This is a genomic window from Planktothrix rubescens CCAP 1459/22, assembly GCA_904830895.1.
Classification (GTDB): domain Bacteria; phylum Cyanobacteriota; class Cyanobacteriia; order Cyanobacteriales; family Microcoleaceae; genus Planktothrix; species Planktothrix agardhii.
The window spans coordinates 2,207,022-2,219,851 of the sequence record LR882958.1 but is presented as its reverse complement, the minus strand read 5'-3'; the positions used below and the strand labels follow the sequence as shown (position 1 = coordinate 2,219,851).

The 12,830-nt window shown below is 37.6% G+C and carries 9 protein-coding genes and 1 pseudogene; 4 read left to right on the top strand and 6 right to left on the bottom strand.

Features of this window, described 5'->3' with window-relative positions:
• The first annotated feature begins 239 nt into the window (after positions 1 to 239).
• On the top strand, positions 240 to 1,139 hold the full coding sequence (gene menA / locus NMG86_RS10410; protein WP_026797590.1) for a 2-carboxy-1,4-naphthoquinone phytyltransferase: 900 nt from the start codon (positions 240 to 242) through the stop codon (positions 1,137 to 1,139).
• A 65-nt stretch (positions 1,140 to 1,204) separates the two neighbouring features.
• Positions 1,205 to 1,621, top strand: a complete 417-nt coding sequence (locus NMG86_RS10405; RefSeq protein ID WP_193372471.1) for a DoxX family protein — start codon at positions 1,205 to 1,207, stop codon at positions 1,619 to 1,621.
• Here the strand turns inward: NMG86_RS10405 and NMG86_RS10400 are convergent.
• Entirely contained in the window at positions 1,602 to 2,966 is a 1,365-nt protein-coding gene (locus NMG86_RS10400; protein ID WP_043938718.1) for a 2-succinylbenzoate--CoA ligase, read from the bottom strand. The genes NMG86_RS10405 and NMG86_RS10400 overlap by 20 nt on opposite strands.
• On the bottom strand, positions 2,966 to 5,215 hold the full coding sequence (locus NMG86_RS10395) for a protein-arginine deiminase family protein (RefSeq protein ID WP_026793781.1): 2,250 nt from the start codon (positions 5,213 to 5,215) through the stop codon (positions 2,966 to 2,968). Before NMG86_RS10395 ends, NMG86_RS10400 begins: the two co-directional genes overlap by 1 nt.
• Positions 5,216 to 5,583: 368 nt before the next feature.
• Here NMG86_RS10395 and NMG86_RS10390 point away from each other — a divergent pair, with 368 nt between their 5' ends.
• Positions 5,584 to 6,492 (top strand): hypothetical protein, encoded by a 909-nt coding sequence (locus tag NMG86_RS10390; protein ID WP_026787020.1) that lies wholly within the window; start codon positions 5,584 to 5,586, stop codon positions 6,490 to 6,492.
• Here NMG86_RS10390 and NMG86_RS10385 read toward each other — a convergent pair.
• From NMG86_RS10385 to NMG86_RS10375, 3 genes and pseudogenes are all read right to left on the bottom strand, one after another.
• Positions 6,489 to 7,682, bottom strand: a complete 1,194-nt coding sequence (locus NMG86_RS10385; protein ID WP_026787021.1) for a DNA-methyltransferase — start codon at positions 7,680 to 7,682, stop codon at positions 6,489 to 6,491. The genes NMG86_RS10390 and NMG86_RS10385 overlap by 4 nt on opposite strands.
• A gap of 24 nt (positions 7,683 to 7,706) precedes the next feature.
• Positions 7,707 to 7,997, bottom strand: a pseudogene (locus tag NMG86_RS10380) (ApaLI family restriction endonuclease); the annotation flags it as partial.
• A gap of 219 nt (positions 7,998 to 8,216) precedes the next feature.
• On the bottom strand, positions 8,217 to 11,069 hold the full coding sequence (locus NMG86_RS10375; RefSeq protein WP_026797587.1) for a glycerol-3-phosphate acyltransferase: 2,853 nt from the start codon (positions 11,067 to 11,069) through the stop codon (positions 8,217 to 8,219).
• A gap of 151 nt (positions 11,070 to 11,220) precedes the next feature.
• On the opposite strand from NMG86_RS10375, the gene psb35 reads away from it, so the two are divergent.
• Positions 11,221 to 11,394 (top strand): photosystem II assembly protein Psb35, encoded by a 174-nt coding sequence (psb35, locus tag NMG86_RS10370; protein WP_162832327.1) that lies wholly within the window; start codon positions 11,221 to 11,223, stop codon positions 11,392 to 11,394.
• 188 nt (positions 11,395 to 11,582) lie between these two features.
• On the opposite strand, the gene NMG86_RS10365 is transcribed toward psb35, so the two are convergent.
• Complete coding sequence (locus NMG86_RS10365) at positions 11,583 to 12,341, bottom strand: LmeA family phospholipid-binding protein (protein ID WP_026797586.1); 759 nt, start codon at positions 12,339 to 12,341, stop codon at positions 11,583 to 11,585.
• Positions 12,342 to 12,830 lie beyond the last annotated feature (489 nt).

Genomic DNA, 12,830 nt, shown 5'->3' with positions numbered 1-12,830 from the left:
TTATTCATAATCTACCCTGTAAAAATATTGCCCTCAGTCTGTAAAAAAAGTTCATAATTCTTCCCTCCTTCCCCTACTTCCCAACTGTGACAGACACCGGACACCCACACCACCTTTCCTCTACCCTCCTTGCGGGTATTAGTCCTGTCAGTATCAGATTCAACCTTTTTCAAGTCCTCTAGCATGATCAGATAGTCTTATGGGACAATAAGCCAGTCAAAGTTTAAAATCCTGTTTCTATGACCACAGAATTAATTGCAGCCTCAAAAAATAAATTATGGTTAGCAGCGATTAAACCCCCGATGTATAGTGTGGCAATTATGCCAATTTGGGTGGGAACTGCTGTTGCTGTTTTTGAAACTTCTACGATTAATTGGAAAATTTTTACCACTTTTATTACGGCAGCTATTTTAATTTTAGCTTGGGAAAATATTCTCAATGATGTCTTTGACTCAGAAACGGGAATTGACAAAAATAAACATCATTCTTTAGTTAATCTAACCGCAAATAAATCCCTAGTTCTAGCCCTGGGAAATAGCTGTTTAGCCCTAGCAATTTTGGGTTTATTAGTAATTTGTTGGTGGCAACGGGATCTAACGGTTTTAGGCTTAATTCTCCTCTGTTGTGGCCTAGGTTATTTATATCAGGGGCCACCCTTCCGATTAGGTTATCAAGGTTTAGGGGAGTTTTTATGTTTCTTTGCCTTTGGCCCCTTGGGAGTTTCCGCCGCCTATTATAGTCAAACTCAAAACTGGTCTTGGGTCTGTTTAGCCACATCAATTATTGTGGCAATTCCGATTACTTTAGTTCTCTTTTGTTCCCATTTTCACCAAGTCGAAGATGATATAAATGCGGGGAAAAAGTCCCCGATTGTTCGTTTAGGAACCGAACGGGGAGCAAAACTTTTACCTTGGTTTTGTGGTAGTATTTTTATTCTGACGGGTGGATTTGTCCTATGGGGAATATTCCCGATTTGGACTCTACTTAGTTTTGTTGCAATTCCCTCTGGGATTAAACTTTGTCGCCATGTCAGTCAATACCATAATCAACCTAACTTAGTCAGCAATTGCAAGTTTATCGCTATTGCTCTACAGTTTTGGAGTGGCTTATTCTTAGGAATTGGTTTGATTTTAGGTTAATTGAATCTATTATTAGGGTGGGTTAATTCCACCCAGAAGAAAACAAAGCAACTAGAGGTTAAATAATGATTCAGTTTATTCCCTTAATCGGTAGAACATTTTTAGCAACAATTTTTATACACGCAGCTATTAATAAAATCTTCAATTTTGCCGATACTCAAACTATGATGACGGGACGAGGATTACCTTTGGCTGGGGTATTATTGGTTGGAACAATTGCTGTTGAAATTTTAGGTGGATTATCTTTAGTATTAGGTTATAAAACTCGTTGGGGGGCTTGGCTTCTGATTGTATTTTTAATTCCCGCCACGGTGATTTTTCATAATTTTTGGGAAGTTCCCTCAGAAAAAATTGATTTTCTCAAGAATTTATCTATCATGGGCGGGTTACTGATGATTACCTATTTTGGGGCTGGGCCAGTGAGTGTTGATGAACATATTACCATGAGTAGTACTGATTTTACTAATCCTGATAATCCATAACCCATTTTTGAATCTGTTGTTGATTGATTTTTCCTTGAGAATTGCGAGGTAATTGTTCTACAGAAATCCATAATTTTGGGTGTTTAAATTTAGATAATTTTCCTAAAATTGCTTGTTCTAATTGAGCTTGTGAAACCTCTTTAGAATCAGGAACATACACCGCAACAACAATTTCACCCCAATATTGATCGGGTTTTCCAATCACACAAATATCTTTAACCAAACCCGTAGCACGAATTACTGCTTCTACTTCGGTGGGAAATACATTTTCTCCCCCGGTAATAATTTTATTAGTTTGTCTCCCTACCAAGGTTAAATATCCCTGTTCATCCCAATAGCCTAAATCATCGGGTGTAAAGGTATTAATTCGTAAGTTTGGATTAAAATTATCTTGATAATATCCTAACATTAAAGAATCAGCTTTAATCTTAATTATTCCTGTTTGATTAGTTTTTAATTCCTTTCCATTTTTATCATATATTTTAATTTCAGCATGGGGTAAAACCTGTCCACAGCTATTATTACCCCGTAAGAAATCCGAGGGTTTTAAAGTCACAATTTGGGAGGCGGTTTCTGTCATTCCGTAGGTTAAAGCTAGGGGAATTTGATGTAAACGACTCTGTTCTAATAATTCTAACCAAGGTGGCGCTCCTCCCAATAATACGATCTGAAATTGAGATAACCAATGGGTTAGGGATGGAGATTGTAATAGACGATGTAATTGAGTCGGAACTAAGGAGATAAAATAGTCAGTGGGATTAAAATTAATCCATTCTTCTGCTTCTACAGTCTTAAAGGATGTGATAATCAATTGTCCATCGGTTAAAAGCGATCGCATCCACTGCATTAATCCACTAACATGATAAAGAGGTAATGTACAAAAAGAATTAATAGCTGATACATTAAAATATTGTTTGACTCCTTGAACTGAAGCTATTAAACTATCCCAATGATGAACAGTAAACTTGATATTTCCCGATGTTCCTCCCGTGGGAATCATAGTCAAACTTTTGAGGTTTTCATGATTAGAATTTAAGGGGTTTTGATAGTCTAAGATCTTACCTTGAGATATTAATAAATTGGGTTTAACTATTTGATAAACCTGTGTCCATTCCTGTTGTCCCCATTGAGGGTTACATAAAAAAATCGGACATTTTGCCGTTATCGCAGTCATAAAAGCCGATAAAAATAAAATAGGGTCGGATTCTGATATTAGAATTTTAGGATAATTTTTATTAAGTTTAATCCATTGATTGATAGTTTGTAAATGAGTTTTATAACGATCAATTAAAGAGTCTTGATTGTTTAAAACTAATCTATTTTGAATTTTATCAATTATATTCACTAGGGTATATCTTGCCAGAATGGTTGCTCATTTCCTACATGAGTCGTGTTAGTAGCACTGTAAATATTTCCCTGTAATTCTTGATAATATTCATCATCTAAGAAATTAACATTAATTCCAGCAACCGCAACCCGACGTTTAAAGTCTTCCTGGGTATAGTCTCGTCCATCAATTAATGCTCCTTTAGGGTTAGAAACTAACAATTCCCCATTCACATAAACCGAATTAATTAAATTGGGCCACCAAGCATACCCACTATAACTAAATAAAGCCGGAACTCTAATAATTTGGTTATTTCTGAGATTAAATTCTGTTTTGAGTTGATTAATTAAGGGTTCGATTTTCTGTTTTTGTAAATTCAGATTATGTTGGATTAATAATTGATTATTTAAAGTAGCTCTGACGGTGGTTTGAGTGCTTAATCCGCGATTAATTGCCGCTCCTTCATAACCTTGTTTTTCCAGTTCTTTTAATAGTTTAACTCCTTCTTCTGGACTAGCAATTAACATTAAAGGTTCACCGGAAGCACTAGGAATAAAATTAATAATTTCATCAACATGACGCAACATTAACCAAGAAGTATCAATAGCAACGGGATTACCTTGAACTTTTTGGGCTTTTAAAAACTCAACAACTTCGGGATTTAAACTAACATTATCGGCTGTGCCATAATAAATTCTTCCCAAAGGATAATCAGGTAAAGCGGGAGTTACGGCTAAATTATTATACCAATCTGCCCATTGATTAAAAGCATCTAATTGACGAGGTTTACCCACTTCAAACCAGCCAAAATTTTGATTCATTAAAGATTTAGCATAATCATCACTCTCCTCACTCCGATTGCCTTTTAAAACCACCGGATATTGCTCTAATCCTTCAGGTTTAGGAAACTGAACGTAGCCGATTTCTTGAGTTCCCTGCATCCACAAAGTCGCTCCAGGTGTGACTTTAACCTTTGCTCCAGTTTTTTCAACAATGGTTTTTACATCTTTAATGATAGTTTGATTATCACCGCGATCGCTAATATGAACCTCAGAAACCGATTCAGTATTATCAGACATAATCCAAGGAGCAACTCCCATAGAAATGCTATCCGTTGCGGTCACAATTCCTTGTTTCCGAGCGATGGCTTTTAGATTAACTAAACCCGACCAATTGCTATTAGCAAATTGTTTTGCTTCTACTCCTAAAACAATATCTGAACTAAATTCTAAAGGCGTTGCACCCGATAAATCAATAGCTTTCCACCCGGTTGAAGTTTGCTGGAAAATATTAATATAGGGTTGTGCTGCTTCGTCAACGGTGAGCAATAATTCCGAACCTTTGTACTCTGGATTAACTTTAAAATGAACCAAAGCCAAATCCTTTTCATCTTCAGCCCCATTAACTATTTTATCTCGCCAATCGGGTAATCCATTAACATCATCATCATCATTATTAAATAATATTAACGGCCCTAGGGATAAAGACCATTGTTCCGGGCGTTGTTGATCTTGTTCATTCACAATACCATCTCGGTTGGTATCTCCATAAAGTTTAAAACCGGGAAATTGAGGATTAGCAACGGAAACGGGGGAAATTGTTTGAGGTTTTTCTGGTTGTTGTTGTTGGGATTGTTGGATTAAGGCGCGTTGATAGGTGGCGATCGCTAAATAACCTTGATATTCTACGGTTTTATCAATAGCTTTAGAACTCAGAAAAGACTCTTTAGGAATTTTCCGTAGGGTATCAATCGCTTGAATCCATAATTGTTGTGCGGTTTCCCAATCTTCTATTGTATTAGTTTCAGATTGTTTGCCAAAATTTGCTGCTTTAGTGGCTATTTTAATCACCTGATTCCAAGTTTCCAGGGTTTTTTCTTCAAATTTAATTTGAGCTTCAACTTGGCGATTAGCTTTAACTAAAGTTTCATATTGTTTCAGTTGTAGTTGATATTGCCAAACTTCTAAATTACTATTAATATCAGGAGGACTAGAAACTTTCTTCAATTCAGCTTTGATCAAATCCTGTAATTGATATAATTCCTCTAAGGATTTGGGTGTAACTTCTGTGGTTTCTGTGTTAAAATTGCCATTATTGCCTGCTTCAAATCCTTGAAATTGCACCCCGGAGTCATTAATCCGATACTCCAAATTGAGATCCGTTGGTGAAGATTGGGCTAAAGTTGACGGGGCGGGAACTAGGATAATTCCAACAACTACACCCAAAGCATTAATTAAAGCAACAGCAATGTAGCGCATCCAATTCATACTTAACCTCAGATATCCTGATTAATTGTACCTGAAATTGGCTAACTGTTGATCAGATATCCCTCAATCCTTTTTAAAGAGGCAAATTTTAAAATTATTAATGGTAGGAGCGAGGTCTTTTCGCCCTCCTGATATTCTCAGGACTGACGCATCACCGCTATCAATAGTAGGGGTAATTCATGAATTACCCCTACATCTAGGGTTACATCCCCAAATTTGCGTAAGTCCCTATCAGTAGGGTGTGTTAGCGCAGTGTAACGCACCATCAAAGCTATATCTGGAGTGACTTCGTAAGTCCTGTTTATAAAAGGTTTTGCTTCTGCTATAGTGAGAACAATTAAATAACTAACCAGGCAAACCGGATCAATATGGAAATTAACCCTAATCCCCTCGAATTTCTATCTGCCAAGGTTCAAGAAACAGTTGACAATACCCAAAATTTGGCTAACCAAATGGCTGCCAAGGTTCAAGACAGTGCCAATGTGGTAACGACATGGGTAGAATCCGCCCCCGCTTCCATGGTTGGTGCTGGGGTCGTTGTGACTCAGGAAGCCTTTAAAGTCGCCCATAATATCAGGTTTGAAAACCTACCCAGACAGTTACAATTCAAATTTGCTACAGTAGGTGTGCGTGAGGGAATGCGAAGTGTTCAAGAAGCCGCCAAGGTGTTTGAATCTATACCCGCCCAAATTCGTGCCCAAGGGCCAGAAGCCATTCGTAATTTCCGTCAAGGTAAAGATTGGAGTCACATCAAAGCCCACGTTAATGGCGGGGGAAGCGAAGCAAATAATGGGATTTTTGAAAATTTCATGGTGAATCGTAAGCGCAGTGGGGTGGACATGACCCACAAAGAATTAGCCGCGGCGAAGAAGGTTTTAGCGGACGCCGCTTTTAAAACAGCAGTTGCCGAAATCGTTGGGGCAACTCTTAAAGGAGCGATTGTTGCGGGAGTTATTGAGTTAGTATTTTCTATTTTAGAAAACTCTTTATTGTACGTTGAAGGCAAAATTACCAAATCAGAGTTAGTTAAAAACGTCGCCACCGCCACGGCAAAAGCGGCTATTGCGGGGGGTGTAATTACCGCCATTCTGTTAACAGTTTGTATGATATTTCCCCCCATTGCCACGCTTTTAGGTGCCGCTGCCATACCCTTAGCGGTTGTCGGGATTGGTTTTATGGGAATTCGCTCTTGGGAAATCTTTTGTCATGCCGATCGCCTATTTGGTATAACTGAACAAACACAACAATTTTTAGGAATAACTGAAGCGACAATTTAATTTAAGTAAAACCCTTTTTGAACAGCATAAGCAGGGGCTTCTATAATCATGATATGGTCGGGAATATCTGTCATTTCAAGCTCAAAAAGATCATCAGATGTTTTGACTAAAATAGATTTTACAGCCCCTTTAATTTGAGATGCTTTATTCAGTAAAGCGAGTGCTTTATGTAAGCTTTCTCCCTGGCGCTGTACCCGAATAGGAACGGGCTTTCCTTGATAATTCTGTTTTAAAATAGCATCTATTCCTTGATTCCTTTGAACTGGAATAATATCTAAACTAGCAATAATATTTAGTGCATCTTCATTGGCATTAAGATAGGCTTTTCGACCTTTCTGAAGGAGCAAAGATTCGGATTTAATTGGGGTTTTCAATCTATCTTTAGAAATTTGAACAGCATCGGGGGAAATATCAATTCCCCAGGCTGAACGATTTAATAATTTAGCCGCAATAATTGTTGTACCACTTCCACAAAAAGGGTCTAATATAATATCCCCAGGATTAGAGGCTAATTCAATGATTTGTTCTAGGAGTAAAATTGGTTTTTGACTGGGATAACCCACACGCTCTTTAGCTTTAGGGTTTAAATAGGGAATCTCCCAAACATCACTTAATGGCACTCCCTTTTTGGGATCAGCAGGAATAATTTCCCCATGATCATCCCTAGCATAAACGGCTTTACCATGCTCATCTCTAGTACGTTTTTGTAAGATTTGATCAATATTCGTAGACTCTGAATAATCACAATAAATTGGATTAAAAATAAATTGATTTGTCTTAGAATAAAAGAATATGGTTTGATGGGCGGGTAACAATCCCTTTTTAGAATTTGACCATCGTTTGTAACTCCAAATAATTTCTGATCTAAAATTTTCTTGACCAAAAATATGATCTAAAATTGCTCTAATAATATAATTAGCATGGGTATCACAATGTACAAAAATTGACCCATCTTCCCTTAAAACGTTATATAGAACAGCTAACCTATCATGAAGAAATTTTGCATAATCTTGATGACTTTCCCATAAATCATCATAGCTAAATTCAAATTGTCTATCTCTCGTTTTTAAAGAATGTTGTTTCTGAGTAAAAAAAGGTGGGTCTAAATAAATCAGATTAACGGAATTTTGCTGCATTCCTTGGACGATATCAAGACAGTCTCCTTGAATAATATTGTAAGTATTGCTCATAATTTTTAATGGATTAATCAATTATTATTCATCAGAAGCCGTATTTTGATCCGCAATTCTTTGTAAAATTGCTTTTAAATCTATGCCTGTTCTTTCAGTTACATAGTTCCATGCACTCTCTCCATAGTAATATTCACCGCCAATACCCTTATAAAGTGTCTCTAAAGTTTGTTGAATTCTGATAGCTTGTTGCCTATTGGGGTAATAAAACATAATACGAATAGGTTTATAACCTGCGGTTGATATAGCTTTGATTCTAGTATGTTCTTTTGTAATATGATCTCCATCTGTTGTTGCATCTCTCCATTTAATTTCAGTTGATTTGTTTTAGTAGAGCTTCGGAAGATTTTTGTGCTAAATTATGGATTTTTTCTTCCAAACTTGAATTCGTGATAGATGCCATAAATTAAATAATATTTTTATAGACAAGTATAAGTTATATTTAATTAACATTATGATGGAATAGTTTGATTATAGCTTTAAGTTGTTCATCATGTCAATATATTTAATACTAGATTCTCGATTCATTATTCCCTATTCCCTACTCTCCAAAATTTCAACAGTCCCTTGATAACCATCAACTCGCACCCGTTGACCGTCTTTTAAATAGGTAGTAGCGCCTTGAATATTCATCACCGCCGGGATGCCATATTCCCTGGCGATAATTGCACCGTGAGAAAGTTGTCCGCCGACTTCAGAAATAATCGCTTTTGCGGTTAAGAGAATTGGCGACCATCCGGCATCGGTGTAGGGAACTACGAGAATCATATTCTCAGTTTGATCAATAATATTGGTTAAACTCCGGCAGATTTTAACGGTTCCTTCTACACAGCCAATACTAGCAGGAATACCTTGTAAAAAAGCCGGATTTTGTATGGTTTTTGATCGAGGTTTCGGCAATATATTACCATAGATAATAGCCGGAACAGTGCGATCGCTATCTTCTATGAAAATTTGCCTCCGTTGACTAATTTTAGAGACAAAATCCGTGGCAATATCTGATTTTATCCAATCTTTAATTTCATCCCATTCTAAATAGAAAATATCTCCAGCATTTTCTAATACTCCCTGGGTTATTGCTTGGGATTCTATGGCTAATATTGTCCATCGTAAATGAGCTAAAAGTTTACCGTAAATTTCAGCGATTTGGCTTTTTGTTAGGGTGCGTTGATAACATTGTTTTTGCCGCCATCTTTCCCATCGGGTTAAGTTGGAAACCGTTAAATTTTCTATGCGGTAGTTAGGATTTTTAACGATTTTAAAGAGCATTTCTTTTAATATCTCTGGTTGTTCTAACCAATTAGGAACAGAAATATCGGTTCCGACTTCACTTAAATAGCCGTAGGTTTGTAACCAAGTTTCAAATTGTTGATTTTTAGCTAAAATTTGATTAAAGGATTCATGGGTTATTTGTTCGGGTTCTTTGAAGGTTTCTCTGATGTTATTGGCAATCGTTTGTAAGGCTTCTATTGAGGCAATTTCTGGGGCGGTTTGGGTTGGTATCCAGCTATCAGATACTTTAAATAATGTTCGTCGAATTGCTAACCCAATCGGGGCTATTATATTATAAAAAGTGGCTGATTTTAATATAGTTTGAATGGTTTCACACCGTTCTAAAAGTTGGGTTAAAGTTAGGGATTCTAGGGACAATTCCGCCTCTAATTGTTGCAATATTGGTAAAAATAGCTGTTCTAAATCCTCTTGAAAATCCTGATCTAAATGTCGTTCTCGTTGAATTAATCGCCATAAACCTGCTAAGGAAGGTAAGAGTTTACCAATTGGAGGTTTTCCCATTTTTTGTCCTCGGACTAAAAACTCTAACCCCTGTTCTGGTAGTCCCATTAAGGTAAAGATTTCCCCTAATAAGGTGGCGTTAAAATAGGCGTGAGAACCGAATAATGTAGCGGTTTGATTAAAGTCTAATTTTGCTACTTTTTTCCCTAAAACTAAGGTAAAGATTTCTCCCCAAACTCCACAGGTTAAGGGGCGATTAATTGACCAAGTTAGGGGGGGAATTACCCCAGGAATCACTTCTGCGGCAATGGTTCGCGTCCAAATGGGGTGTAAATTGGTAATGGGACGAGTTTGCAAAATCCAGACTTTTACCCCATCCCAACACCACTCAATATCTTGGGGTAAACCATGATAAAAGGTTTCTATTTCTTGGGCGAGTTTGACTAATTCCAAAATAACTGTTTTTGGTAAAATATCAGGTAGTTCTAAATCATCAATAGAGGTATTAATTTCTATTTCTAAATGAATCGGAGTAAATTGCCCGCCAACAACGGATTCTGCCCCTCCTGGTAAGGCTTCAATAATAATTTGTGAACCGCCATCTAAGGGGTTACGAGTAAATATTACCCCGGCGACTTCACTGACTAAATAGGGTTGAATTAATACGGCTATTCCCATATCAGGAAGTTGTTGATTTTGACGATAGGAAATGGCTTCTGGAGTCCAATAGGATTGACGACATTGAATAATTGCCTCGTGTAATTCTGAAGCGGAATAAACAGGGCCAATGGTTTGATATTGTCCCGCGGCTGAAGCATAGTTACTATCTTCTCCCACCGCAGATGAACGGACAATTAAGGGAAAATTAATCGGATCAATTTCTTTTTTACAAGAAATATTTACATCTTCTAAACGGTTAATTGCTGGCAAAATCCATCCTAAAGTAACTTTAAATCCTGCCCGTTTTAATTCACTTAATCGGGTGGCTTTTTCGCCACATTGTTTAATATTTAGTTTATTTTCTAAAGCAAAAAACTGTTGTTTCATATACAATCCTAAATCATCTTTTTGAGCTAAATTAATCATCACTAATTCAATAGATAACCCCATAACTGCCACCAATTCCCCAGGAGACAAAGGAGGAGATTCAGGGGTTTGATGCCAAAACCAGACCCAAAATGGCCCACTTAAACACCCTAAACGGGAAGCCCAAAGTCGGGAGGAATATTTAGAAATTGGCAATAATAAATAACTGAATCTCCAGATGAATAATCCGGTGATTCCGCTACTAATCGCAATAATTGGAGAATAAACTAATATTCCCCAGGTTGCATTGGTAACTCCGCCTCCTTTAGCAACAAAATATCGTCCTGCGACTAATAAAATTAAACTCACCAGTTGCCAAACTGGAGCATTTGGGAATAAAATCTTAGCAGTAATAACTGGAATAATTCCTCGTGCTATTTCTAGGATAACAGCAATAATTCCCGCTTGTTTTCCTCCTTGATAAAAAGCGGCGGAAACGCTAATATTTCCTGTGCCTAATTCTGATAATTTTTTGCCAGATAGGAGTCGGACAACCCAACCCGTTAGGGGTAATGTCCCCAAACTAAAGCTACCTGCTAATAGTAATACAATCACCCAAAAAGACATCAGAAATATTCTCCGGTAATCAGTAAGACCTTCAGCATCAGATCCTAGGGTTAATTGGGGTAGGATGTCATCAATAGAATCTTTAACATTTAATTAACCAAAAATGAGATAATAGTCAAGGTATCATTATAATTAAGGAAAAATCAACATTATGGCAAGTAGTAATACTCTATGGATTCCGATTGCAGTGCTGATTGTCGGATTTGTAGCGGCGGTGGGTATTGGATCAATTGCTTGGTATAACTCCAAGCGTCCCCCAGGTTGGGAAGATAAACAAAGACCGGATTATGTTCCTGAAGTGAATCAAGAAGATGAGAATAAATAAGGGTTAAGATTAATTTAACCATAAAGACAAAAAAATACATAGAGCTTTTCAATATCCTCGGAACTTATTGATCTGCTTTTAAGAGGAAAGTCGGGAAGAATACTCGCTTTTCCCGACTTTCAACTAAAAGCAATGGTCTTGAACAATTCTCCTCCAGCAATCAAATTTAAGGGCAAATCAACAAGGGTTTAGTTTTTCTTACCCTTGGGAAATTGGTTGATTTGGGCTGACCCATAAAAGATGAGGGAATTGTTTTGAATTCGCAATCTATCTACTTTTAATTGGGTTCCATCTAAGGCAAATTTGTCCAGATCTAATAAATCATTAACATGGTTGACTATGGCTTGACTGAGGTTAATTTCCTCCTGGTTTCCGCTATATTGAACGTCAATAAATTGGATTTTCCGACGATCTTCCACCTCGACTTGAGTGGTGAAATCAACTTGGACGGGTTCTTCTGCATTTCCGAGTAAAATTCCCGATTGAATTCTAAGATTTTTCTCAGGAGTAACTGTCATCAGGGTTTTTGTAAAGGTTAAGGATTCTCCCTGATATTGCAAGCGCTGGAGTTTTTCTACCACAAAGGGTGTGTTAAAAGAGTCTGTCAAGTCCTCTTCGGTTAATACCACCCGCAAACTAGCTTGAGTGGGTTGTCGTAACTTGACTTGACCTGTAAAAATCGCGCTGAAATCAATGGACACCGCCTGCACATAGAGTTCCATGACAGCAATGCGGAGGCCATTGTACATCAGCATCCCGTTACCGATAAAATCGAAACCATCGACGCTTCCCTGCAAAAGCTTGGCTACAGGTTCCGCCCGAACGTTGGCTTCAATTTTTTCAGAACGTTTGAATAAAGCTGCGATCGCAGCCCCAACCACCTTACTGACAAGGCGATCGCCACTTTGATTCTGAAAAGAAGTGCTTCCAAACAAAGCCTGTACCATTCCTATTGCTCGTTAGCTGACTTCCCTATTATAACTTTTTATAAAGTTTTATAACAATTAGTAATGCTTATCAACAGAATAAGGATGGGTGGGGGTGCGGTGGGATCAGAACAGGGAACAGTGAACTCGTTTGCTGGACTTATAAGTATAGCAGTCGCCAGACCTATTAGGACAAAGAGTGATGCAGCAAAGCTAGACGGTGAAATCTTTTCCTCCCAGATCCGGCGTTCCCTGTTCTCGTTCGACCGTTCGACTGGCTCACGGCTCACGACGCAGCCTGTTCCCTGCTATAAGTGTCTTAACTGTAATGCGTAGTGCTATAACTTCAACAGAGTGGCAATCTTTCTGAAATCGGGGAGATCCTTGCAACAACGAAATATGATTACCTACTTATGAGGTTAAAATCCTTAACAGTTTATCCTTCAATAAAAAATTCCCTAGCAGAACCAGGGAATGAGGATAATATAGGTTTATTGAGCTCGGAAAATA